21 protein-coding genes and 2 pseudogenes are annotated in these 23,480 nt (G+C 69.6%); 8 read left to right on the plus strand and 15 right to left on the minus strand.

Annotated features, from left to right (window positions below; genetic code table 11):
• Positions 1–10 precede the first annotated feature (10 nt).
• Positions 11–220, minus strand: a complete 210-nt coding sequence (locus KBX63_RS36810; RefSeq protein WP_374102260.1) for a hypothetical protein — start codon at positions 218–220, stop codon at positions 11–13.
• Positions 221–481: 261 nt separating this feature from the next.
• On the opposite strand from KBX63_RS36810, the pseudogene KBX63_RS36815 reads away from it, so the two are divergent.
• Positions 482–778 (plus strand): annotated as a pseudogene (locus KBX63_RS36815) (type I restriction enzyme endonuclease domain-containing protein); the annotation flags it as partial.
• A gap of 88 nt (positions 779–866) precedes the next feature.
• Positions 867–1,262 (plus strand): nitroreductase family deazaflavin-dependent oxidoreductase, encoded by a 396-nt coding sequence (locus tag KBX63_RS24140; protein ID WP_210914668.1) that lies wholly within the window; start codon positions 867–869, stop codon positions 1,260–1,262.
• Positions 1,263–1,282: 20 nt separating this feature from the next.
• Here KBX63_RS24140 and KBX63_RS24145 read toward each other — a convergent pair whose 3' ends face one another.
• The 7 genes from KBX63_RS24145 to KBX63_RS24175 form a co-directional block, all read right to left on the minus strand.
• The gene (locus KBX63_RS24145) at positions 1,283–1,567 is read right to left on the minus strand and encodes a DUF4326 domain-containing protein (RefSeq protein WP_307871822.1); all 285 of its coding nucleotides are present in this window, start codon (positions 1,565–1,567) and stop codon (positions 1,283–1,285) included.
• Positions 1,568–1,813: a hypothetical protein gene (locus KBX63_RS24150; RefSeq protein ID WP_210914680.1), complete on the minus strand. Its 246-nt coding sequence runs from the start codon at positions 1,811–1,813 to the stop codon at positions 1,568–1,570.
• A gap of 139 nt (positions 1,814–1,952) precedes the next feature.
• Positions 1,953–2,945, minus strand: a complete 993-nt coding sequence (locus KBX63_RS24155) for a TIGR03842 family LLM class F420-dependent oxidoreductase (protein WP_210914685.1) — start codon at positions 2,943–2,945, stop codon at positions 1,953–1,955.
• Between the two features lie 12 nt (positions 2,946–2,957).
• A complete protein-coding gene (gene hydA / locus KBX63_RS24160; protein ID WP_210914690.1) occupies positions 2,958–4,361 on the minus strand; it encodes a dihydropyrimidinase in 1,404 nt (467 codons plus the stop codon).
• Positions 4,358–5,200 carry a nitrilase-related carbon-nitrogen hydrolase gene (locus KBX63_RS24165; RefSeq protein ID WP_210914692.1) on the minus strand — a complete coding sequence of 281 codons (843 nt, stop codon included), beginning with the start codon at positions 5,198–5,200 and terminating at the stop codon, positions 4,358–4,360. Before KBX63_RS24165 ends, hydA begins: the two co-directional genes overlap by 4 nt.
• Positions 5,197–6,753: an NCS1 family nucleobase:cation symporter-1 gene (locus KBX63_RS24170; RefSeq protein WP_210914693.1), complete on the minus strand. Its 1,557-nt coding sequence runs from the start codon at positions 6,751–6,753 to the stop codon at positions 5,197–5,199. Before KBX63_RS24170 ends, KBX63_RS24165 begins: the two co-directional genes overlap by 4 nt.
• Positions 6,754–6,992: 239 nt before the next feature.
• Positions 6,993–8,597, minus strand: a complete 1,605-nt coding sequence (locus tag KBX63_RS24175; protein ID WP_210914695.1) for a PucR family transcriptional regulator — start codon at positions 8,595–8,597, stop codon at positions 6,993–6,995.
• 124 nt (positions 8,598–8,721) lie between these two features.
• Here KBX63_RS24175 and KBX63_RS24180 point away from each other — a divergent pair, with 124 nt between their 5' ends.
• Together KBX63_RS24180 and KBX63_RS24185 are read left to right on the plus strand one after the other, a co-directional pair.
• On the plus strand, positions 8,722–10,011 hold the full coding sequence (locus KBX63_RS24180) for an aspartate aminotransferase family protein (protein WP_210914698.1): 1,290 nt from the start codon (positions 8,722–8,724) through the stop codon (positions 10,009–10,011).
• Complete coding sequence (locus tag KBX63_RS24185) at positions 10,008–11,498, plus strand: CoA-acylating methylmalonate-semialdehyde dehydrogenase (protein WP_210914702.1); 1,491 nt, start codon at positions 10,008–10,010, stop codon at positions 11,496–11,498. The genes KBX63_RS24180 and KBX63_RS24185 overlap by 4 nt, the downstream gene beginning before the upstream one ends.
• Before the next feature lie 26 nt (positions 11,499–11,524).
• On the opposite strand, the gene KBX63_RS24190 is transcribed toward KBX63_RS24185, so the two are convergent.
• Positions 11,525–11,851, minus strand: coding sequence for a DUF4326 domain-containing protein (locus KBX63_RS24190; RefSeq protein WP_210914706.1), 327 nt, complete (start codon positions 11,849–11,851; stop codon positions 11,525–11,527).
• Between the two features lie 84 nt (positions 11,852–11,935).
• On the opposite strand from KBX63_RS24190, the gene KBX63_RS24195 reads away from it, so the two are divergent.
• Positions 11,936–13,126, plus strand: coding sequence for an MFS transporter (locus KBX63_RS24195; protein WP_307871813.1), 1,191 nt, complete (start codon positions 11,936–11,938; stop codon positions 13,124–13,126).
• Between the two features lie 12 nt (positions 13,127–13,138).
• Here KBX63_RS24195 and KBX63_RS24200 read toward each other — a convergent pair whose 3' ends face one another.
• Entirely contained in the window at positions 13,139–14,767 is a 1,629-nt protein-coding gene (locus KBX63_RS24200; RefSeq protein WP_210914710.1) for an isovaleryl-CoA dehydrogenase, read from the minus strand.
• Positions 14,764–15,363, minus strand: coding sequence for a TetR/AcrR family transcriptional regulator (locus KBX63_RS24205; protein WP_210914714.1), 600 nt, complete (start codon positions 15,361–15,363; stop codon positions 14,764–14,766). The genes KBX63_RS24200 and KBX63_RS24205 overlap by 4 nt, the downstream gene beginning before the upstream one ends.
• Before the next feature lie 141 nt (positions 15,364–15,504).
• On the opposite strand from KBX63_RS24205, the gene KBX63_RS24210 reads away from it, so the two are divergent.
• Positions 15,505–17,457 (plus strand): beta-propeller domain-containing protein, encoded by a 1,953-nt coding sequence (locus tag KBX63_RS24210; protein ID WP_374102261.1) that lies wholly within the window; start codon positions 15,505–15,507, stop codon positions 17,455–17,457.
• 99 nt (positions 17,458–17,556) lie between these two features.
• Positions 17,557–17,907 carry a PRC-barrel domain-containing protein gene (locus KBX63_RS24215; protein ID WP_247662993.1) on the plus strand — a complete coding sequence of 117 codons (351 nt, stop codon included), beginning with the start codon at positions 17,557–17,559 and terminating at the stop codon, positions 17,905–17,907.
• A gap of 80 nt (positions 17,908–17,987) precedes the next feature.
• Here KBX63_RS24215 and KBX63_RS24220 read toward each other — a convergent pair whose 3' ends face one another.
• Entirely contained in the window at positions 17,988–18,923 is a 936-nt protein-coding gene (locus KBX63_RS24220) for an NAD(P)-dependent oxidoreductase (RefSeq protein WP_210914718.1), read from the minus strand.
• 255 nt (positions 18,924–19,178) lie between these two features.
• Entirely contained in the window at positions 19,179–21,140 is a 1,962-nt protein-coding gene (locus tag KBX63_RS24225; RefSeq protein ID WP_210914722.1) for a GMC family oxidoreductase, read from the minus strand.
• Positions 21,141–21,650: 510 nt separating this feature from the next.
• On the opposite strand from KBX63_RS24225, the gene KBX63_RS24230 reads away from it, so the two are divergent.
• Complete coding sequence (locus tag KBX63_RS24230; RefSeq protein WP_210914724.1) at positions 21,651–22,544, plus strand: NAD(P)-dependent oxidoreductase; 894 nt, start codon at positions 21,651–21,653, stop codon at positions 22,542–22,544.
• A gap of 6 nt (positions 22,545–22,550) precedes the next feature.
• Here KBX63_RS24230 and KBX63_RS36820 read toward each other — a convergent pair whose 3' ends face one another.
• On the minus strand, positions 22,551–22,760 hold the full coding sequence (locus tag KBX63_RS36820) for a hypothetical protein (RefSeq protein ID WP_374102262.1): 210 nt from the start codon (positions 22,758–22,760) through the stop codon (positions 22,551–22,553).
• Positions 22,761–22,839: 79 nt separating this feature from the next.
• Positions 22,840–23,304 (minus strand): annotated as a pseudogene (locus KBX63_RS36825) (RNA polymerase sigma factor); the annotation flags it as partial.
• Between the last annotated feature and the right edge of the window lie 176 nt (positions 23,305–23,480).

Raw genomic sequence — 23,480 nt, forward strand, 5'->3', positions numbered from 1 at the left:
CCATACCCGCCTAGGCGAGCAGCGCCGCGGTATCGGCCTGCCGCTGCCGGTCGAGGTCGGCCAGCAAGTGGTCCACCTCCGACACCGACCGCTCTCCGGACAGCGCGCGGGTGGGCGGCTGGAGGTCCATGAAGTGGCAGAGCAGCCGCAACGGCCGGTGACCGTATACCCGGGTGCCGCTCGGCAGGGTGGACCAACCGTAGGTGAGCAGCCGCGCCACGGCGCCGTCGAGCAGCGGCGTGGCCCAGTGGGCGTTGTCGAACAGGCTGTTCGAGGACGCCTCAGGCAGCCCGAGCCGATGCGCGGGGCGGCGTTGATGCAGGCCCTCGCCCGAGTCAACCGTCGATGGGGCGAGAAGCCCAGCGGTCTGGTGGTGAACTTCCTCGGCATCGCCGACGACCTCACCAAGGCGCTCGCCGAGTACACCCGGACCGACATCGACGAAAAGTCGATCGGGAAGGACATCAGCGCGGCGGTCGACATGGTGGTTGAGCTGCACGGCGTGATCGGTAGCCAGCTTCACGGCATCAACTGGAAGGCCAAGCGCGACTCGGGCAGACCGCGTGCCCTCTACCATGCCGCGCTCGACGTCGTGGATTACCTCCGCCGCCCGGAACCAGACCTGGAGGAGGGCAAGCCCACCCTCGCCGATCGCTACGCCGACACCGTCCGCAAGATCGCTCGCGCCTACAGCAAATGCCCGCGTGAGGACAAGCTCCGGCCACTGCGGACGGACCTGGAGTTCTTCGACGCCGTACGTCTGTATCTGGCCAAGCTGAGGGCCGAGGAGCGGGCGGAGCGGGGGCTCGCGACGGCGGCGGACGTGGAGCTGGCGATTCGATCGCACCTGGGCGAACATGGTGGCCATGGTGTTACCCAGACGCTTGGCGCGGTTCAACTGGGTCGTCACCAACCGCGTGACCGGTCCGCTGGCCGGGCGGCTGCCCGGCTTCGGCGTCATCATCCACCGGGGCCGCCGCTCCGGTCGGGTGTACCGGACTCCGATCAATATCTTCCGGACGTCCGACGGTTACGTCGCCGCGCTGACCTACGGGGTCACCGACTGGGCGAGAAACGTACTGGCGGCCGGCGGCTGTGAGCTGGAGACCCGCGGCCGGCGAGTGCCCCTCACCGGTCCCCGCCTCGTGCACGACCCCACCCGCCGGGACATGCCGCCGGTCGTGCGCCAGGTCGTCGGGGTGATCGGCGTGACCGACTTCCTCTATCTCGACACCGTGCCCGATGCAGACCACGTCCGCTAGGCAGATCTCCGCCGGGCTTTCTACCGAAGGCTCGACGGTGGCAGCGAGTCGGCGAGTTCGGCGATAACCTCGGCGTGGCAGCGCTCCGGCACGCACCAGCAGCCGAGCCGGCGTCCGCGCAGGCCGGCGCGGAGGGCGAGGAGGTCGGGTCGGCCGAGCAGGTACGCCCGGTACTTGTCGAGGATCTCGTTTCGGGTGCCGTCAGGGCCAGGGCGGTACGGGCCGGACAACGGTGGGCGGGTCCATCCACGCCCGACCAGCTTGCCGGTAGGCCAGACTGCATGGGGGAAAGGCGCCGCGCTCAGTCACCTGTGCGACGAGGGATTTACGCGACGCGCCCGTCGAACCGCCCAGAGGATGCCCTGGTGGACCACGACACCGGCGCCGGCGTTCAGCACGGCCAGCCCGGACGCGGCAGCGATCAAGCCTGGCTCGATGTTCATCGTGTCCGTGGCGACGAGCAGTACGGGCCAACCAACGGCGGAGATCAGGAGCGGCAGCCACCACCAGCGCCCGAGGAGCAGGCCAACGAGGATCAGGGTCGGGATCATGGCACGGCCCCCTCCATGTTCCCCGCACCTCCGTCCCTTCAAGAACGTTTCCCAGACCGCTCCGGCGGCCACGTGAGCTTGTTTGAGCTCCACCGATCACGCTCATGGAACGTGCGAGGCGTACGTCGAGTGGCCCGGATCAGACCTGCGTGATGACGTTCTTGCCGTACGAGGAGAGGGTCTTCTCCTTGTCGTCATGCATGAGGTAGAGGGCGAAGTTGTGCACCCCGATCTCCTTGAGCTCCTGCAGCCGGTCGACATGGGCTGACTCGGGGCCGACGAGGCAGAACCGGTTGACGATCTCATCGGGCACGAAGTCGGTGGACGCATTGCCAGCGCGGCCGTGGTGTGCATAGTCGTAGCCCTCGCGCCCCCTGATGTAGTCGGTCAGGGCCTTCGGCACGACCCCGGAATCACCGTAGCGGGCGACCAGGTCGGCCACGTGGTTGCCGACCATGCCGCCGAACCAGCGCAGCTGATCCCGTTGGTGCGCGAGGTTGGTGCCCACGTAAGCGGGCGCGGCCACGCACATCGTGATCGAGTCGGGATCTCGACCTGCTGCGGTGGCCGCATCGCGTACCGAGCCGATCGTCCAGCGGGCGATGTCGGGATCGGCCGTCTGCAGGATGAAGCCGTCGGCCTGCTCGCCGACCAGCCGCAGCGCTTTCGGGCCGTAGGCCGCCATCCAGATCTCCAGCCTGCCGTCACGCACCCACGGGATGCGCACCGGCGTGCCGTGGTGTTCGACCTCGTTGCCCTCGGCCAGCTCTTTGATCACGTGCATCGCTGCTTTCAGCGTGGCCAGGCTCGCCGGCGGCTGGCCGATGACCCGCCGGGCCGAGTCGCCGCGGCCGATCCCGCACACCGTGCGGTTGCCGAACATGTCGTTGAGCGTGGCGAAGAGCGACGCGGTGACCGACCAGTCGCGGGTGCTCGGGTTGGTCACCATCGGCCCGACGATCAGGTGCTTGGTTGCGGCGAGGACCTGCGAGTAGATGACGAACGGCTCCTGCCACAGCACGCAGGAGTCGAACGTCCACCCGTAGCGGAACCCGTTGTCCTCGGCGGCGGTGAGGCCCGCCACGACGTCGCGAGCTGGCGGGTCGGTCTGGAGTACGACACCGAAGTCCACGGCTTCTCCTTTTCAGACCAGGTATTGAGTGAGATCGCGCTTCAGGAACCTGCCGTGCCCGGCCGCGCCGTGGAAGGCGTTGTCGTCGACCACGACTCGACCACGGGACAGCACGGTGCAGACCTTTCCGGTCAGCTTCATGCCCTCGTACGCGGAATAGTCCACGTTCATGTGGTGCGTGCTGGCCGAGATGGTCTGCCGGGCTGTCGGGTCGTACACCGTGATGTCCGCGTCGGCGCCCGGCGCGATGATGCCCTTGCGCGGGTAGAGCCCGAACATCCTGGCGGGCGTGGTCGAGCTGATCTCCACCCAGCGCGGCAGGGTGATCTCGCCTTTCACGACGCCCTGATAGAGCAGGTCCATCCGGTGCTCGACGCCGGGCATCCCGTTCGGGATCTTGGAGAAGTCTCCCCGGCCCAACTCCTTCTGGTCCTTGAAGCAGAAGGGGCAGTGGTCGGTGGACACCAGCGACAGGTCGTTGGTGCGCAGGCCCCGCCACAGTTCCGCCTGGTGCTCCCTGGGGCGCAGCGGGGGAGAGGCGACGTACTTCGCGCCCTCGAAGTCGGGCCTGGCCAGATCCTCCAGCGACAGGAACAGGTACTGCGGGCAGGTCTCGGCGAACACGTTCTGCCCGGTGTCACGCGCCTGGGTGACCGCGTCCAGGGCGTGCGCGGCGGAGAGGTGCACGATGTACAGCGGCGAGCCGGTGACCTTGGCCAGCGCGATCGCCCGCGACGTCGCCTCGCCCTCCAGCTCGGGCGGCCGGGTCAGGCCGTGCTGCACCGGGTCCGTCTGACCGTTGGCCAGCGCCTGGAGGACGAGCTGGTCGATGGCGATGCCGTTCTCCGCGTGCATCATGATCATCGACCCGGTGTCCCGGGCCTTCTGCATCGCCCGCAGGATCTCCCCGTCGGTGGCGTAGAAGACCCCCGGATAGGCCATGAACATCTTGAACGTGTTGACGCCCGCGTCGATGCAGGCCTCCATCTCCTTCAGAGACGTGTCGTTGACGTCTGAGATGATCATGTGGAACCCGTAGTCGATCGCGCAGTTGCCGTCAGCCTTGCTGTGCCACTTGTCCAGCGCGGACAGCACGGACGTGCCCTTGCCCTGCACGGCGAAGTCGACGATGGTCGTCGTGCCGCCCCAGGCTGCCGCGATGGTCCCGGTCTCGAAGTTGTCCGCCGAGAACGTGCCGCCGAACGGCATCTCCATGTGGGTGTGGCCGTCGATGCCGCCCGGCACCACGTACTTCCCGGTGGCGTCGATCACGCGCTCGGCACCGGAAGCCCACTGCTCGGCCAGACCCGAGTCGGGTGCGGCGAGCGCCGCTATCCGCTCGCCCTCGACCAGCACGTCCGCCGGGGACGCCCCGGTGGCGTTGACGATCGTTCCGTTGCGGATGACGATGCTCACGGCTTCACCAGCGATTCGTACGTGTCGGGACGGCGGTCGCGGTAGAAGGCCCACAGGTCACGGACCTCGGCCAGCTTGTCCATGTCCAGGTCGCGGACGACGACCTCCGCCTCGCTGTCCGACGCCGCGTCGCCGATGAGTTGCCCGCGCGGGTCCACGAAGTACGACTGGCCGTAGAAGTCGTTGTCGCCCAACGGTTCCACGCCGACCCGGTTGATCGCGCCGACGTAGTACTCGTTGGCGACCGCGGCAGCGGGCTGCTCCAGCCGCCACAGGTACTCCGACAGGCCGCGGCTGGTCGCCGACGGGTTGAAAACGATCTTCGCGCCGGCCAGGCCGAGCGCCCGCCAGCCCTCGGGGAAGTGCCGCTCGTAGCAGATGTAGACGCCGATGCGCCCCACGGCGGTGTCGAACACCGGATAGCCGAGGTTCCCCGGCCGGAAGTAGAACTTCTCCCAGAACCCCTTCACCTGCGGAATGTGGTTCTTCCGGTGCTTGCCGAGGTAGGTGCCGTCAGCGTCGATCACCGCGGCGGTGTTGTAGTAGACACCGGGCTGCTCCTGCTCGTACATCGGCACGATCAACACCACGCCGTGCTGCTCGGCGACCTCGCGCATCAGCGCGGTCGTCGGCCCGTCCGGGATGGCCTCGGTGTACGAGTAGTAGTCCGCGTCCTGGATCTGGCAGAAGTACGGGCCGTAGAACAACTCCTGCAGGCAGACCACCTGTGCGCCCTGCGAGGCGGCGCTGCGGATGGCCTCGACCGCGTTGGCGATCATCGACTCCTTGTCGCCGGTCCACTTCTGCTGCACCAGCCCGGCTCGGATGATGTTGCTCATTGCTCCCCCTTCGCGTGCGCGGTGCGCGGCATCGACAGCGCCAGGTAGACGAGGAACCCGGCGACCAGACCGACCACCCAGCTGTAGTCGTAGAGCGGCTTGAGGAACGGGATGAGCCCGTCGGACGGGAACGGCCCCTTGCCGGGTGCGGAGTAGGCGCCACCCACCGCGAGGACCGCGCCGACGACGGTGGCGACGATGGCGGCCCAGTTCCACCCGCCGGAGAACCAGTACCTGCCCTCGGGGCGGTAGAGGGCCGGCAGTTGGAGCCTGGTGCGGTGGCGGATCCAGTACCCGGCGATGAGTACGCCGGCGACCGCGCCGAGCAGGCCGCCGTAGAACCCGAGCCAGACGAAGATGTAGATGTTGGGGTCCTGCACCAGGCGCCACGGCTGGATCAGGATGCCGAGCACGCCGGTGATCAGGCCCCCGGTTCGGAAGCTCACCAGTCGGGGCGCGGCGTTGGAGAAGTCGTACGCCGGGCTGACCGTGTTCGCCGCGACGTTCACCGACAGCGTGGCGACCACGACGGTGAACAGGCCGAGTGCGACGACCAGCGGGTTCTCGAACTTGGCCGCGAGTTGGATGGGGTCCCAGATCGCCTCACCGTAGATCACGGCGGTGCCTGAGGTGATCATGATCGACAGGATGGCGAAGAACGACATCGTGGTCGGCAGGCCGAGGATCTGGCCGTACGCCTGCTGCCGCTGGCTGCCGCCGAACCGGGTGAAGTCGGGGATGTTCAGCGACAGCGTCGCCCAGAAGGCGATCATGCCCATCAGGGACGGCGCGAACAGCTTCCAGAAGTCGGCGCCCCAGCCCAGCTTCGATGGCTCGGACAGGATCGGGCCGAGCCCGCCCGCCTCGACCAGCACCCAGATCAGCAGGGCGACGGCGACCACGATGACGAACGGTGCGGCCCAGTTCTCGAAGCGCCGCAGGGTGTCCATGCCCCGCCAGATGATCGCCATCTCGATCGCCCAGAACAGGAAGAACGAGGCCCACAGCGTCCACGGGTAGTCCATCACCGTGGCCGCGTTGACCCACCAGGAGCCGAGCAGCTTGCCGGCGATCGCGTAGATCGCTTCGCCGCCGATCCAGGTCTGGATGCCGAACCAGCCGCAGGCGATGAAGGCGCGGAGCAGGGCTGGGAGGTTCGCGCCTCGGACTCCGTAGAACGCGCGGGCGAAGACCGGGAACGGGATCCCGTATTTCGTGCCCGCGTGGCTGTTCAACAGCATCGGGATCAGGACGAGCAGATTGCCCAGCGTGATCGTGAGGAACGCCTGCACCCAGTTCATGCCGAGCTGGATGAGCCCGGCGGCGAGCAGGTAGGTGGGGATGTTGTGCGCCATGCCGATCCACAGCGCCGCGAAGTTGTATGTGGTCCAGGTGCGCTTCTCGATGGGCACCGGGGCGAGCTCTTCGTTGAAGTACGGGCTGTCGGCGATCGTGGAGAAATCACGCAGCTCGACTCGGCCATCCGAATGGGTGATCTGTGTGCCCGGCTCGGCCGCGGTGGTCTCGGCGGGGGGCAGGGGTTCAACGGCCATCGGTCACCTCCCTGTCACGCTGCCGCAACAGCGACCGTCCAACCGGCGCGTGCTGCGGGTGGGGGCGGATCAGCACGATCTTTATCTCGGAATGGTGGGTGCCCCGGACCCGCCACGGGCAGCGGCAAAGTGTCCACGCTTGCCATGATCGGGGCACACTCTGTCCACGGGCATGCCCGCACGGAGCTGTCAATCGCCACGGCGGATGGATTCGGGCCGTCTGCCGGACCCTTGACCCGTCACGCGTCGTCGAGTTCGTGCACCAGCAGCGCCACGTACAACGACAACATCGACTCCGGGTCCTCCAGCGACACCCCGAGCACCTGCGCGATCCGCGACAGCTGCTGGTAGTAGGCCGTGCGTGACAGGTGCGCGGCGCCGGCCGCCGCCGACTTGTTCCCGCCCTGCTCGCAGAAGCAGCGCAGCAGCTCCACGAGCCGGCTGCCCTGGCTGTCATCGCGCGCCAACAGGGGCCCGAGTTCCCGGTGAGCGAAGGCCCGGACACGCTCGTCCTCGCGCAGCAGGTGCAGCAGGCCACGCAGTCGCACGTCGTCCAGCCGGTGGTAGACCTGGGCGCCGGGGGAGCGTAGCGCGGCACCGGCGACGTGTGCGGCCTCGCCAAGACTGCGCCGCACATCGGACACCTGCGACACCGTCGTGCCGACGGCCACCACCACGGCACTGGCGGCCGAGCGGTGAACTTCTCTGGCCAACCGTCGCAGGATCGCATCGACCTCCGCCTGCGCCGGCAACGACAACAGCGCGCGCACGCTGGTGTCGTCCACGACGCCCACCAACGCCGGCACACTCACCCGTCGCGCGGCCAACGCGGTGGCCTCCGCGAGGTCCCGCAACACCTCCTGCGTGGCCAGTGCGGGGGCGCGCGGCGTGATGCTCCCCGGTCGGATCGCCACCCCGACCAGTTTCCGCCGCTCCAGCGCAACGCCCAACGCGGCCGCCCGGGTGGTCAGATCAGCAGGAGGCAGGGCCTGGCCGAGCAGTTGCGCGAGCAACATCCGGTGCGTCTGCCGCTCCAGGCTCTCCCGATCCCGCGCCACGAGCCGGTGCACCGCCAGTGCCGACGCGGCCCGCTCCGCGACCACCACGTGACGGTGCGGGGGAGGGGCCGGCGAGAGCAGAACCAGCCGTCCCCAGTCGGCGCCCTGCGCGCCGACCGCGGTGATCAGCCAGCCGGCTTCCTCGTCGTAGGCGGTCCGTTGGGACACCGCCACGGACCGGGATCGCTGCCCCCAGTCGGTCAGCAGCTCGATCGGGTCCTGCCCGGCCGCGTCGTACGCGAGCACGTCGTGCCCCAGCGTCTCCAGGACGACCGGCAGCCCGGAGATCCTCGCGACCTCGCGCAACACCTCGGCTGGCTCCGCCCCGGCGACCGTGAGCGTGGTGAACGTCTCGTGCACCTGCTCAGCCGCCCGCAGCTCGGCGAGCTGCGCGTCCACGATCAACGCCACGACCGCCTCCGTGACGGACACGAACTGGGTCTCCCGGGCCAGCGTGATCAAGGGAAGTCTGTGTCGTTCCGCAGCGGCCACCAGCGCGTCCGGCACGTGGTCGCTCCAGCGCCGGACCAGCTCCACCACGAGCCCCGCCGCGCCGACCGCGGCCAGGTCGTCCACGTACGCCGTCAGTGCCGTTTCCTCGTCCGGCAGCGCGATGCCGGTGGTCAGCACGAGCTCGCCGCCGCGCAGCAGATGAGCGATGTCGGCGACCTCCGCCGCATGAACCCAGCGGACGGGCCGCTGCAGGCCATCGGACCCCGCGACGACGCGCGGCCGGCCGCGCCGGATCACGGGCAGCGCCACTGCTTCTGCGACCGTCGGGTACATGCCGCCTCCCCTGGGGGGTTGCACACAACGTAGCGCCATCGATGCCGACCCGTACAGGTTGTCGGTGGCGGCGACCACCGAAGTCTCGGGACACTCGGCTGAGGTACGAGATACGGAGGACGCGATGGCGCATCGGGAGTTGTTGCATCGACACCGGTCCGTGCTGCCGAAGTGGCTGGCCCTCTATTACGAGGAGCCGATTGAGATCGCCAGCGCGCACGGTCGCCGGGTGACCGATCGCGAGGGCCGCACGTACCTCGACTTCTTCGGCGGCATTCTCACCAACTCGGTCGGCTACGACGTGGCCGAGATCAGCGACGCGGTCCGCTCGCAGCTCGACACCGGCGTGCTGCACTCCTCGACGCTGTACCTGATCGAGTCGCAGGTCGAGCTCGCCGAGAAGATCGCGCACCTGTCCGGAATCCCGGACGCGAAGGTGTTCTTCACGAACTCGGGTACGGAGGCCAACGAGACCGCGTTGATGCTCGCCACGCAGCACCGCCGCAGCGGGCAGGTGCTCGCCCTGCGCAACTCGTACCACGGGCGCGCGTTCGCCACCGTCGCGATCACCGGCATCCGCGGCTGGTCGGCCAGTGAGCTCAGCCCGATCAAGGTGAGCTGGGTGCACGGTGGCTACCGGTACCGCAGCCCCTTCAAGGACCTGTCGGACGCCGATTACGTCAAGGCGTGCGTCGCCGACCTGCGCGAGGTGATCGAGACCGCGACCGCCGGCGACGTGGCGTGCATGATCGTCGAGCCGATCCAGGGCGTGGGCGGTTTCGCCTCCCCGCCCGACGGCCTGTTCCGCGAGTTCAAGAAGGTGCTCGACGAGTACGGCATCCTGCTCGTCTCCGACGAGGTCCAGACCGGTTGGGGCCGTACGGGCGAGCACTTCTGGGGCATCCAGGCGCACGACGTCGTGCCGGACGCGATGACCTTCGCCAAGGGACTCGGCAATGGTCTGGCGATCGGCGGTGTCGTCGCGCGCGCGGAACTCATGGACTGCCTGCAGGCCAACTCGATCTCCACCTTCGGTGGCAACCCGATCTCCACCGCGGGGGCCCTCGCCACCCTCAACTACCTCCTCGACCACGACCTGCAGGCGAACGCCGCGAAGCTGGGAAACCGCCTGATCCACGGCCTTCGCTCGGTCGCCGCGACGCATCCGGTGGTCGGCGACGTACGCGGCAGGGGTCTGATGCTCGCCCTCGAGTTCGTCGGCCCGGCCGGCGAACCCGATCCCGCGGCCGCGGCCGCCCTGCTGGAGGAGGCGCGCAGTCGCGGACTGCTGGTCGGCAAGGGCGGCCTGCACGGCAACGTGATCCGGCTGGCGCCGCCGATGACGCTCACCGAGGACGAGGCCGACGAGGCGCTGGACATCCTCGCCGAGGCCATTGAGGCGGTGTCGGCATGAGGATCACGCACCGGATCGGCGGCAAGGCATGGACCGGCATCGCCCAGCGCACGGGTGACGTGTACGACCCCGCGACGGGTCAGGTCGGCGGGAAGGTCGATTTCGCCAGCGCCTTCGACGTCGACGAGGCGGTCACCGCCGCCCGCGAAGCCTTCTCCCGGTGGCGCAACGCCTCCCTCGCCCAACGCGCGAACGTGATGTTCGCGTTCCGCGAACTGCTCAACGCCCGCAAGTCCGACCTCGCCGAGATCATCACCGCCGAGCACGGCAAGGTGCTCTCCGACGCGGCGGGCGAGATACAGCGTGCGCTGGAGGCGGTGGAGTTCGCCTGCGGCATCCCTCAGTTGCTCAAGGGCGGATTCAGCGAGAACGCCTCGACCAGGGTGGACGTGTACTCGATCCAGCAGCCGCTCGGCGTGGTCGGGGTGATCTCCCCGTTCAACTTCCCGGCGATGGTGCCGCTGTGGTTCGTGCCCAACGCCATCGCCTGCGGCAACACCGTGGTGCTGAAGCCGAGCGAGAAGGACCCCTCCGCGGCGAACTTCCTGGCGGATCTCTTCGCCGAGGCCGGGCTACCCGATGGCGTGTTCAACGTCGTGCACGGCGACAAGGAGGCGGTCGACCGGATCCTCGAGCATCCGCAGGTCAAGGCGGTCTCGTTCGTCGGGTCGACGCCGATCGCCCGGTACGTCTACGAAACCGGAACGCGCAACGGCAAGCGGGTGCAGGCGCTCGGCGGCGCGAAGAACCACATGGTCGTGCTGCCCGACGCCGACCTCGACCTCGCCGCGGACGCCGCCGTCTCGGCCGGTTTCGGCTCGGCCGGTGAGCGCTGCATGGCGATCTCCGTCGTCGTGGCCGTGAACCCGGTCGGCGACGAGCTGGTCGGCAAGATCAGCGAGCGGATCGCCGGAGTGCATGTCGGCGACGGCCGCCGCCCGGGCTGCGAGATGGGACCCTTGGTCACCGGGGCGCACCGCGACCGGGTGCGGTCATATCTGGACGCCGGCCGGTCCGCGGGCGCGACGCTGGTGGTCGACGGACGCGGTCAACCGATCGACGGCGACGACGCCGGCTTCTGGCTGGGGCCGACACTCTTCGACCACGTCGACGTGGACATGTCCATCTACACCGACGAGATCTTCGGTCCGGTGCTCTCGGTGGTACGGGCTCCCAGCTACGACGCGGCGGTCGACGTGGTGAACGCCAACCCGTACGGGAACGGCACCGCCATCTTCACCAACGACGGCGGCGCCGCCCGGCGGTACCAGAATGAAATCGAGATCGGCATGGTCGGCGTCAACGTGGCGATCCCGGTTCCGGTCTCCTACTACTCGTTCGGGGGGTGGAAGGACTCACTGTTCGGTGACTCGCACGCGTACGGGCCGCACGGCGTGCACTTCTTCACCAGGGCCAAGGTGGTCACCAGCAGGTGGCTCGACCCGTCCCACGGCGGCGTGAACCTCGGCTTCCCACAGAACACCTGATCAGCTCGACAGCCCCGCCGGGCCTCCTACCGGAGGCTCGAGGCCGGCGGCGAGTCGGCGAGTTCCGCGATCACCTCGGCGTGACAGCGCTCCGGCACACACCAGCAGCCGAGCCGGCGCCCGCGCAGTTCCGGCAGGAGGGCGAGCAGTTCGGGGCTGTCGAGCAGGTACGCACGGTACTTCTCGACGACCTCGTCCCGGGTGCCGTCCGGGCCCGGGCGGTACGGGCTGGACAACGGGGAGCGGGGGAGCTGCCAGCCGCCGCGGTACATGGCGCGCCCGACGTAGACCACGTCGGCGTACGCCGGGTCGTCGCGGTGGCCCTTCAGGTTGACTACTGTGGTTGCCCGCATGGCTCGGCTCCTCGCTTCTCCCCGGCGAACGGTAGTCGGGTCGATCCGCGCCCGGCCAGCCTGCCGGTGGGCCAGACTGCACGGGTGAGAGTCACCGCGCTCACCATCCGGTGGACGCCGTGGCGGTTCGTGACCGCCTTCGGTGTGGTCAGCCTGCTGTCGGACGTGGTGTACGAGGGCGCCCGGTCGGTCATCGGCCCCTATCTGGCCACCTTCGGCGCGTCCGCGACCGTCGTCGGGCTGGTCACCGGCGCCGGCGAGGCGACCGCCCTGGCCGGGCGGCTGGCCACCGGACCCCTCGCGGACCGGACCCGCGCCTACTGGCCGCTCGTCCTGGTCGGCTATGCCGTGACCATGGTCGCCGTGCCCACTCTCGGGCTGACCACCGCGCTGTGGCTGGCTGCGGCGCTGTTCGTCGCGGAGCGCGCCGGCAAGGCGATCCGCGGCCCGGCGAGGGATGTCATGCTCTCGAACGCCGCCGCGGCAGTCGGCCGCGGCAAGGGCTTCGCCGTCCATGAGGCGCTCGACCAGACCGGCGGCGTGGCCGGGCCGCTGCTGGTCGCCGCCGTACTGGCCGCCACCGCCCACAACTACCGGCCCGCGTTCCTCGCCCTGGCCGTACCCGCCGTGGCGGCGATGCTCCTGCTGCTGTGGCTACGCGCCGGCGTGCCCGACCCACGCCGCTTCGAACCGGGCCCTCGACCCGGCGCGGCACCCGCTCCGCCGGGCGGCCGGCTGCCCCGGGTGTTCTGGACCTATCTGGCGTTCACGGCGATGACCACGGCCGGCTTCGCCACCTTCGGGGTGCTCAGCTTCCACCTCGCCACCCGGCACGTCGTACCGCTGGCGGTGATCCCGGTCGTGTACGCCGCCGCGATGGGCGTCGACGCGCTCGCCGCGCTGGCCTCCGGGTGGCTGTACGACCGGGCCGGCGTCCGGGTACTGGCCGCGGTGCCTGTGCTGACCGCCCTGATCCCGCTGGCTGCCTTCACCACGACCCCGGCGATCGCAGTCGCCGGAGTCCTGGCCTGGGGCGCGGTGCTCGGCATCCAGGAATCCACCATGCGGGCGACCATCGCCGACATCGTCCCCGCCGCGCGGCGGGGCACCGCGTACGGCACTTTCGCCGCCGGGTTGGGCGCGGCGACGCTGGTCGGCGGGCTGCTCACCGGCGCCCTCTACGACTACTCCATCACCGCGGTGATCGTCACCGTGGTCGGCATCCAGGCCGTCGCCCTGGCCCTGTTCCTCGCCATCGTTCGACCGGCGACCTGACGCAACCTCTTGTCAGCTCACCTTCGGGGTGGCGCGGGAGATGATCGCGGCGAAGTCGACGCCGGTCGGCAGGGTGCCGTACGCCTGGCCGTGATCGCCGCCGAGCCGGGACGCACAGAACGCGTCGGCGACGGCGGGGTGGCCGTGCCGCACCAGCAGCGAGCCCTGCAGCACCAGGGAGAGCCGCTCGACGACGCGCCGCGCCCGCAGTTCGAGGTCGTCGAGGTTGGACAGGTCGGCCCGCACCTGGCGGACTGCGGCGTCGAGCCGTGCGTCGGTGCCGGCAGCGGCGCCCACCTCGGCCTGGAACGCCTCCATGACCTGGTGTTCCTTGACGAGAGCACGCAGGACGTCCAGGGCGGCGACGTTGCCGGAGCCCTCCCATATCGAGTTCAGTGGCGACTCGCGGAACAGTCGCGGCATGCCCGACTCCTCGACGTAGCCGTTGCCGCCCAGGCACTCGAGGGCCTCTGCGGCGTGTGCCGGCCAGCGCTTGCAGACCCAGTACTTGCCGACCGCGAGGGCGAGCCGCTTGAACGCGGTCTCGCTGGCGTCGCCGCGCGCGGATCGGTCGGTCGCTCCGGCGAGGCGCATCATGAGGACGGTGGCGGCCTCGGACTCGACCGCGAGGTCGGCGAGCACGTTGCGCATCAGGGGCTGGTCGATGAGGTACCGGCCGAAGGTCTGCCGGTGGATGGCGTGGTGGGCGGCGGTGATCACGCCTTGGCGCATCCCGGCCGCCGCGCCGATCACGCAGTCGAGGCGGGTCAGGTTGACCATGTCGATGATCGTGCGCACGCCACGACCCTCGTCTCCGACGCGCCATGCGACCGCCTGCTCGTATTCCACCTCCGCCGAGGCGTTGGACCGGTTGCCGAGCTTGTCCTTCAGGCGCATCAGCCGCATCGGGTTGCGGGTGCCGTCGGGCAGGACACGCGGGACGAGGAAGCAGGTGATTCCGCCCGGTGCCTGGGCGAGGGTGAGGAAGATGTCGCACATCGGCGCCGACGTGAACCACTTGTGCCCGACGAGCCGGTAGGTTCCGTCCGGATCAGGGCGGGCGGTGGTGGTGTTGGCGCGCACGTCCGAGCCGCCCTGCTTCTCCGTCATCGACATGCCCGCCAGCAGCCCCTGCTTGGCCAGCGGCGGACGCAGCCCGAAGTCGTACGTCGTAGCGGTGAGCAGCGGCTCGTACCGCGCGGCCAGCTCCGGGTTGTGCCGCAGCGCCGGCACTGCTGCGTAGGTCATCGAGATCGGGCAGCCGTGGCCGGCGTCGGGCCGCCACGTGTAGAACTTGGCGGCGCGGGCCACGTGTGCCCCCGGTCGGGCGTCCGCCCACGGTGCGGCGTGCAGGCCGTGCGTGACCGCGGTGCGCATCAGCTCGTGCCACGCGGGGTGGAACTCCACCTCGTCGATCCGATGGCCGTAGCGGTCGTGGGTGCGTAGGACCGGCGGATGCTCGTTGGCCAGCCGCCCGTACTCGATGGCCTGCTCGGCGCCGCCCAGACGGCCGAGCTCGTGCAGCTCGGCGGCGGCCCAGCCGGCGCCCTCCCGCTCGAGCCCGTCGAGCAGTGCCGGGTCGTCCGCCGCGTCGTAGCCAGCGAGCGGGGAAACCTGGTTGAAGACCTCGTGTGTCGTCACGGCGATACTCCCAGCGCGCGGTGGATGAAGGCGATCAGGGCGGGGATGGTCTCCGGGCCGGCGACCCCGGCGGCCAGCGGACCGACCATGGCCTCGGCCAGGGCGCCGACCAGCGCGGTCGCGGTCAGCTCCGGATCTTGCGGGGGTAGTTCACCGCTCGCCACACCGGCCGCGACGTACCCGGCGATCAGTTCGGCGTACGCGCGGCGAAAGACGAGCCGCTCGGCGTCGACCGCCGGGTCGACCGGCTCGGCGAGCAGGGCATACGCCAACCGTGGGGACTGCAGGGCGCGGCCGGAGAACGTCTCGACGACGGCGGCCATCTGCTCGGCGGCGGAGGTCTCCAGCGCTGCGGCACGCGCGACCGCGTCCACCTCGCGCTGAGAGGCCGTGCGGAACACCTCGGCGAACAGATCGGCCTTGGTCGGGAAGTGGCGGTAGACGCTGCCGGTCGCCACGCCGGCCCGCTCGGCGACAGCGGCGACCGAGCAGCCGGCGTACCCGTGCTCGGCCATGATTCCCAGTGCCGCGACGATGATCCGTTCCCGGGAGGCGCTCAGCCGAGCCTTCACCCGCTCAGTGCTTCGGTACGCCACGCAAGGATTGAACCATCATTCAATCCTTGGCGACAAGGTGTCACTGGGAACCCAACCCGGGACAGCCACGTCGTAGGGGGCATGACGCGTAGCAGCGCCCACGTACCCCAGCCAACGGCCGCCACCGGCGTCCCCCGGATCATGACCCCAGCTCGCGTCATCGGACTGGCCCTGGCCGCCGGCCTGGCGCTGGTCACCGGCTGTACGGCGGAGCCGGTCCCCGTGCCGCCACCTGACCGGCACGTGCCGGCCGGCGGGTTCCAACTCGTCGCGTTCGACTCCTGCCCGGAGGCGCTGCGGCAGCTGAAAACGGCGGCCAAGGCGTACGTCGGGCCCTGGGGGCTCGGGCCGAACGGGGACATCCGTACCTTCGGCCGCGCCGAACAGGCTGCCGGGCCCGCCACTGCGGCGCGGGCGGATGCGGCGCCCAAGAGCTACTCGGGCACCAACACCCACGAGGCCGGGGCCGATGAACCGGACCTGGTCAAGACCGACGGCAAACGGATCGTCACCGTGCAGCACGGCAAGCTGTACGTGGTCGACCCGGCCACCCGCCGGCTGACCGGAGAGCTGGAGCTGGCACCGGGTTCCGATGGATTCCGCGGGGGCGAAGACGGCCTGCTGCTGCACGGCGACCGGGCGCTGGTGCTGCTCCGCGACGGGTGGGCCGGCGTGGCGAAACCGGCCGTCCGAGGGGGAGGCGCGCGCCCGGCAGACGCCCCGACGCCGGACGGCATCGTCGGCCCCCGGCTGATCATGGTCGACCTGTCCGGCGAGCCGAAGATCCTCGGCGAGTACCGGATCGACGGCAATCTGGTGGACGCCCGCCAGGTCGGCACCACTGTCCGGGTCGTGGTCCGCTCCGCGCCCCGGCTAAACTTCCCGCACCCGCAACGGGCCACCGATGAGCAGCGCACCGCCGCCAACCGCGAGATCATCGACAACGCCACCATCGACGACTGGCTGCCCCGGTACGAGGTCACCTCCGATGGGCGAACCAGCGCCGGACGGGTCGGCTGCGAACGGGTGAGCCGGCCGGCCGCCTACTCCGGCACGTCGCTGGTGACCGTGCTCAGCTTCGACCTCGGTGTGGCCACGCTCGGCGCCGGCGACCCGGTCACCGTTATCGCCGACGGCGACACCGTCTACAGCAACGGACCCCGCCTGTACGTCGCCAACGACCAGCGCTGGCGGGTGCTGCCGATGCTGAGGGCGCGGAACATCGCACCCGATCCCGAAGACGAGACCACCGACATCTATCAGTTCGACATCTCGGGCGCCGGTGCCCCGCGGTACGTCGCCGACGCGTCCGTACCGGGCTGGCTCATCAACCAGTACGCCATGTCCGAGTGGGACGGCCACCTGCGAGTGGCCACCACCAGTGGCCGCACCTGGGGCAACAAGCCGAACTCGACGTCCAGCGTGCACGTCCTGCGCGCCGACGGCACGGCGCTGACCCAGGTCGGCAAGGTCACCGGACTGGGCAAGGGAGAGCGGATCTACGCGGTACGGTTCGTCGGCGGCACCGGGTACGTCGTCACCTTCCGGCAGACCGACCCGCTCTACACCGTCGATCTGCGTGATCCGAGGGCGCCGAAGGTGACCGGCGAACTGAAGATCAACGGGTATTCGGCGTACCTGCACCCGGCCGGCGAAGGACGGCTGCTCGGCGTCGGCCAGGAAGCGTCCGACCAGGGCCGCGTCCAGGGCACCCAACTCTCACTCTTCGACGTCTCCGATCCGGCCAAGCCGACCCGGCTCGCCCAGCACCACGTCAAGCAGGGGCACTCCGAGGCGGAGTTCGACCCGCATGCGTTCCTCTACTGGCCGGACGAACGCCTGGTCGTGGTCCCACTGACCGTCTACGGCAAGGGCCTGCCGAGCAACGTGGCGCTGGCCCTGCGAGCCGGCGACGGCGGCTTCACCGAGGTCGGCAGGGTCGACCACACGCCGGGCACCGAGCGTACCGAGGGGTTCACGACGATCCGCCGGTCACTGGTGGTCGACGGAGTGCTCTGGACCGTCTCCGCCGCCGGCCTCAAGGCGACCAGCCTCTCCACCATGACGACCCTCGGCTGGCTGCGTACGACGTGAACGGGACGGTGGTGTGGGCCGGCCGCCCATTGCCCTGGCGTCCGCTCGACTACGAGTGATCAGGCCCATGGTGATCAGGCGGCGGGTACCGTGAACGCCGTGGAGGATCTCGGCGCGAAGGTCTCGTACCTTGCGCTCGCCGTCGGCACCCGGGTCTACGACGTCGACTCGGCACCCGTCGGCGTGGTCGAGCACGTGATCGCTGACGAACAGGCGGACATCCTCCACGGCGTGATCGTGGCACCGCCGAAGCCGTACCGGTCCCACCGCTTCGCCCACCGTGAGCAGATCGCCGATCTGTACGAGCGGGGGGTCGTGCTGTCGGTGCCCGGTGCCGAACTGCACGAGCCCCGCGAGGATACGCCGGCCAGAGAGGTCGAGGCCGCGGGTGACGACCCGGTGCAGGTGGGCCTCCGCCGAGCCTGGGAATGGCTGAGTCGACCACGCTGAACCTGGCGGGTAGATCTGGCATTGCCTGCTGCCCTGCGAGTTCAACGGTCACCGGACGGGCCTGTCGTACGGCCCAGGTCTCAGGCTGATCGGGCAGCGTCGGTGATGTGCGCGATCACGGCCGAGTAGTCCCGGTCACCAAGGCCGGCCTCCTGAGCCGACGCGACCCACTGCCGCGCGGCCGCCGCGACCGGCAGTTCGACGCCTGCCGACTCGCCGGCCGACACGACCAGATCGGCGTCCTTGAGGGCGAGTGACAGCGCGAACCGGAGCGGGAACTGATCGGATTCGATCGCTGGTCGTCGCCGATCCGCTTGCGAGCCGACGGGAGTCGCGGACAAGACCTCAAACGCTGTGTCACGGGGCAGCCCAAGCCCATCCGCCAGGGCGAGCGCCTCACCGAGAACAGCGAGCACTCCGAAGAGGGTCGAATTGGCGACCAGTTTGGCCGCCGCGCCGGCACCGAGCGGTCCGACATGCGTCGGCGAGCCAAGCGCGCCCAACACCGGCATCCACCGTTGGGCGAGCGGCTCCGGCCCTCCGACGAAGATCCGTAGCGAACCGGACTCGGCCTCCGAGACGCTGCCCAGCACCGGCGCATCGAGCAGGCCAACGCCATCCGGCAGCATCGCGGCCAACCGTCGCACCGCGGGCGGCCCGACCGTGGACATCTCAGCGAGCGTCGTCGACGCGGTAGCACCGGCGAGGATGCCCTGCGGGCCCTCGGTCACCTCTTGCAGCGCGGCCGGGTCGGCCAGCATGGTGATGACCAGATCGGCCCGGCGGGCAGCCTCTGCCGGACTGTCGGCGGCGACCGCGCCACGCGCCACGAGATCGCTGGCCCTCCGCGGCGTGCGATTCCAGACAACGAGGTCATGGCCGGCATCGAGCAGCCGGCCCGCTATCCGGCTACCCATTCCACCCAGACCGATCACAGCGACCGTGGCCATGGCGCCATCCTGCCAATTTCCCCCGGGCAATGCCGCACAAAGCGCCGACTCGTCTACATCGATCATCAGCTCCGTGGCCCTGAGGCGCCGCAGCCCGGCCGAGGTCGAGCCCGCCTCGACCGGGCGCAGGGTGCCTGGCCGCTGCGGTCTCCCTGCCCGGGCCGCCTCAGCCGAGGGGGCTGAAGCTGCGGCAATCGAGGACGTTGATGAGATCGTCGTCGCGGGTCACCTCGTAGCCGCGCTGGCGCAGGTCGGCCACCAGCTCGGCTTCGTGGTCGAGCGGGATCTCGAGGATGTCGCCGTTGAGGGCCGCCGCTGGCCCTACTCGGCATCACCTGACGACTTTGCCGGGCCCTGGGTCACAGCCACACTGCTGCTGTCGTCGTCTTGATGCTCTGCGGCGATGACGTCGCTGGCCTTCTCGCTGATCATGTAGACCGCCAATGCGATGAAGAACCCTGGGATGTCTGGGAAGATCGAAGCGTCGACGACCCGCAGGCCTTGCACCCCGCGTACCCTGAAGTCGCCGTCGAGCACCGCGTTCGGGTCGTCAGGCCGCCCGATCTTCGCCGTGCCGCAAGCGTGGTGTCCCCAGGCCTGCTGACGCACGAAATCCTTCAGCGCGGCCCGGTCGGTGACCGCACTTCCGGGCACCATCTCGCGGGCCACCCCGGCCAACTGCAGGTGGTCGATCACATCTCGGGCGATCTCGATGCCGTCCACGACACCCTCGAGATCCTCCTCGTGCCCGGCAGTGCCTTCCTCGAAGTAGCGGAAGCGGATGTCCGGCACCTCGCGCGGGTCGCTTGATCGCAGGCTCACGGTGCCGGCCCGGTTGTTGGTGTGGGCCTTGAGCACCAGCATCGAGAGCCGGTTGTGGAACTCCATGCCGTTGCGTGAGTATCCGGGGTAGTACCCGTGGAAGTCGATCGGTATCGAGAAGACGATGAGGTCCGAGTCCTGCTTGGCGACACTGGACTTCGCGATGATCGCGGCGAGTGTGCCGTTGGTGGTGTACGGCCCGTTCGCCTTGTCCCGCCACTCCGAGAACATCGCGTCGCCGGCCGTGAGGTCGCTGGGCACGTCCAGCTCCGAGCCGTCAAAGATCGGGTAGTCCCGGTCCAGCTCGCAGGTCACCGCTACCTCGTAGCGATCGTGCAGGTTCGCGCCGACCCCGGGCGCATCGACCCGCACCGCGATGCCGTGCTGTTCCAGCTCCGCCCGAGGCCCAATTCCAGACAGCTTCAAAAGCTGCGGGGTGTTGTACGCACCGCCTGCGAGGATGACTTCCTTCCGGGCATACACCACCGATGGCCGCGGATCAGCAGGGACCTCGCCGTCACGTCGCCCAGCGTCGTCGACGCTCGAGGTGACCGGTGCGGCGGCGTACAGCCGTTCGCCCTCGAGGTATTCCACCCCGACTGCGCGATCGCCGTTGAACACGACTTTGGTGGCGAGTGTGTTGAGGCGTATTTCGAGGTTGCTCGACGCCCGACGCTGCACATCCTGCAACCGTTCCCGGCTGCCGTTACGGTGACCATCGCGCACTGCCACGGAAATGAACGCCATGCCCTGGTATTGAGGCGGTGTGTCGAGCGCGTTGGGATCACGCGGCAGCGTGATCTCCTGCGGGATGCCGAAGCGGTGCCTGCTGGTCTGTTCCATCGCATCGATGATGTCCAGGAACATTGGTTCCCGACCCCCGACCTGCGGATTGGCTCTGGTAGTGCCGAGCCACCCCTCCGCGCCGTGCGCGGCCTTGCGGTTCCGCGCTGCTTCGTCGTCACCGGGCAGAGGCAGGGCGTCGACACCGCGCCAGGATTCCAGGCGGTGAAAGAGCTTGCGCATCGGAGCCGAACCCCACGAGGGGTCGCCGGTCAGGTCGGCCAACCGGTCCCAGACACTGGGATGCGGGTAGACCGTTATCATTGCACTGATCGCAGTGCTCCCGCCAAGGGTACTGCCACGCGGGTAGAGAACCCCGTCCCGCTCAGCGACGAACTTGGAGTCCTTGGCCTGCATCTCCCGCTCGTCCCAGTGCCGCACGAAGAAATCCCAACGCATGTTGGCGTCCTCGCCGGCATACAGATGCATGATGGGGATCGAGTAGTACGGGCAGGCGTGGTCGTCCCCTGCTTCGAGCACCAGCACGGAGTGCCCGGCCAGCGCCAGGTTCGCGGCAAGTGGACCGCCGCCCGCGCCTGAGCCGACGATGACGAAGTCGTACTCGTCCCGCGGCGGCCCGGAATTGTGCGTACCCGCTTCGCTCTCCTGCATCCGCATGGCCTCCTCGGTCGGGGCTCGAAAGCCCCTGAAGGGATCAGCATCCTGTTCGCATTGACTCGCCGGGGATCGTGGATCTGGGATTCCAGCGGTGGATCGGATGCTGCCAGTTTGCCGGGACCCGCTCCACCGGCGTGGGAAATCCCTGGTCCTGGAGGCGGCTGGTCTCTGTCGGGATGGCCCCGCCAGCATGGCCCTTGGTGCCGGCGCAGGTCGACCAAGGGGTCGAGGACGCCTGCGCGACCGGGAAGCGTCTCGCGGCCGGCGGCCCGCTGCATCGGCCGTCGCCGGAGCAGACGTGGTGCTGTTACGCGGTATCGCCGCGACCGGTGCGGAGCTGCACTATCGCACTGCTCGAGGAGGTCGTGCTCGAGTCCCTGCTCGTCGACATGGCCGCACGGACTGGTGTCGAACGGGCCATGTGACTGCGGTCAGGTGAGGGCGTGGCCGCTGACACCCAGGGTTGCACCCGCCGGTGGGGCGCGTCGCGCCGCCGGAGAAGATGTCAGCATGAGCGATCCCGCACTGCCCAAGCGCGTCGTCGTCACCGGTGCCACCGGCAAACTCGGTCGCGCCGTCGTCGCCCACCTGCGCGCCGTAGGCGTCGACGTGCTGGCCGTGGACCGCGCCGGCGGACGCGACCCCCGCGACGTCAACGGCGAGTTCCTCCTGGTCGACCTCACCGACTACGGGCAGGTCGTGGAGGCGTTCACCGGCGGCGCCGACGAGCACGCCGGCGGTATCGACGCCATCGTGCACCTGGCGGCGGTCCCGGCCCCCGGCCTGATGTCGAACGCGACCACCTTCGCGAACAACTCCGCCGCCACGTACAACGTCTTCGCGGCGGCCCGCGCGGCCGGGATCAAGCGGGTGGTGTGGGCGTCGAGCGAGACGGTGCTGGGTCTGCCGTTCGACACCCCGCCGCCGTACGCGCCGGTCGACGAGGAGTACGCGCCGCGACCGGAGTCCACGTACTCGCTCAACAAAGCGCTCGAGGAGGAGATGGCACGGCACTTCTGTCGCTGGGACCCGGAGCTGGTCATGGTGGGTCTGCGGTTCTCCAACGTGATGGACGTCGAGGACTACGCGCCGTTCCCCTCGTTCGACGCGGACCCGCAGCTGCGCCGCTGGAACCTGTGGGGCTACATCGACGCCCGCGACGGGGCTCAGGCGGTCGAGCGGGCCCTCGCCCACGATCAGCCAGGCGCCGAGGTCTTCATCATCGCCAACGCCGACACCGTCATGATCAGGTCCAGCGCCAGCCTGATGGCCGAGGTCTACCCGGGCGTCGAGATCCGCAAGGAGCTCGGTGAGCACGAGACCCTGCTCAGCATCGACAAGGCACGCCGGGTGCTGGGCTACGAGCCCCGCCACTCGTGGCGGGACCACGTGGACCTGCTGTAGTCCGGGTCAGCGTGCGGACTGGTAGGCGCGGCCCACGGCGGTCGCGTCGCTGCCGGTACGGAAGAGCCCGGTCTGGTCCTTGTCCGTGGCGGGCAGGCCGAACCAGGCGTACCGGTGCAGCCAGGGCAGCCCGCCCAGCATCCGGGTCGCCGCGGTGAGGAACGCGGCCTGCTGGGCCTGGCTCGGGAAGCGGACGCCGTCGGAGAAGTCGATCAGGGCGAACTCGGTGTACCGCCGCGTGGCCCTCGGTCAGGCCGAGCGCCGAGGCGAGGTCGGCCCGGTCGAGGTTTCCGGTGGCCTCCAGCCACCAGAGGGCGAGCAACGTCTGGTCGTCGTCGTCGAGCCAGCGGGTCGCCTCGGCCACCTCGCGGCGCTGGTCGGTCAGGCCGAGCCGGAGGATGGTGATCCCGGCGAAGTCCGCGGCCGGGTCGGGCACCCCGTACGCGCTGTCGAGGTCGACGGTGTGGGTCAGTGCGGTGCGGCGCTGCTGCTCGCGGTCCCGCACCTGCCGCACGGTGATGGCGATCAGCCAGGACCGGTACGCGGCCGGATCGCGCAGGTCGGGCAGGTGCCGGACGACGCGGAGCAGGGTCTCCTGGACCACGTCGTCGACGTCGGCGTGCCCGCGCAGCGCCCGGCCGACCACGTTGTAGACGAGGGGGAGCGACGCTGCTACCAGGGCGTCGAGCGCCTGCGGATCGCCGTTGCGGGCGGCGACCACCAGGTCGGTGTCGGCTCCGCCTCGACCGGTTCCGCGCATCGTTCTCCACTCCCTCGTGTGGTTGTACCGCTAGCGGTGGAAGAGCGTTGGTGGTCGCACCACCAACGCCTCCTCTCAGGAGACGGGCGGGCCGCACCGGGATAACAGTTTCCACGGGCGGGCCGGACAGGGCCAGGCGCGTGGGTCGAGTTCGGATCCCATCGCAGTGAACGTCT

It is taken from the genome of Micromonospora sp. U21 (assembly GCF_018070045.1).
Lineage (GTDB): Bacteria > Actinomycetota > Actinomycetes > Mycobacteriales > Micromonosporaceae > Micromonospora.

Bases quoted from the DNA above. Each gene is read 5' to 3' on its own strand.
- KBX63_RS24185 (WP_210914702.1), top strand. From the start codon at position 10,008: ATGAGGATCACGCACCGGATCGGCGGCAAGGCATGGACCGGCATCGCC.
- KBX63_RS24180 (WP_210914698.1), top strand. From the start codon at position 8,722: ATGGCGCATCGGGAGTTGTTGCATCGACACCGGTCCGTGCTGCCGAAG.
- KBX63_RS24170 (WP_210914693.1), bottom strand. From the start codon at position 6,753: ATGGCCGTTGAACCCCTGCCCCCCGCCGAGACCACCGCGGCCGAGCCG.
- KBX63_RS24175 (WP_210914695.1), bottom strand. From the start codon at position 8,597: ATGTACCCGACGGTCGCAGAAGCAGTGGCGCTGCCCGTGATCCGGCGC.
- KBX63_RS24140 (WP_210914668.1), top strand. From the start codon at position 867: ATGGTGTTACCCAGACGCTTGGCGCGGTTCAACTGGGTCGTCACCAAC.
- KBX63_RS24165 (WP_210914692.1), bottom strand. From the start codon at position 5,200: ATGAGCAACATCATCCGAGCCGGGCTGGTGCAGCAGAAGTGGACCGGC.
- KBX63_RS24150 (WP_210914680.1), bottom strand. From the start codon at position 1,813: ATGATCCCGACCCTGATCCTCGTTGGCCTGCTCCTCGGGCGCTGGTGG.
- KBX63_RS24210 (WP_374102261.1), top strand. From the start codon at position 15,505: ATGACCCCAGCTCGCGTCATCGGACTGGCCCTGGCCGCCGGCCTGGCG.
- KBX63_RS24190 (WP_210914706.1), bottom strand. From the start codon at position 11,851: ATGCGGGCAACCACAGTAGTCAACCTGAAGGGCCACCGCGACGACCCG.
- KBX63_RS24220 (WP_210914718.1), bottom strand. From the start codon at position 18,923: ATGATCGATGTAGACGAGTCGGCGCTTTGTGCGGCATTGCCCGGGGGA.
- KBX63_RS24230 (WP_210914724.1), top strand. From the start codon at position 21,651: ATGAGCGATCCCGCACTGCCCAAGCGCGTCGTCGTCACCGGTGCCACC.
- KBX63_RS24225 (WP_210914722.1), bottom strand. From the start codon at position 21,140: ATGCGGATGCAGGAGAGCGAAGCGGGTACGCACAATTCCGGGCCGCCG.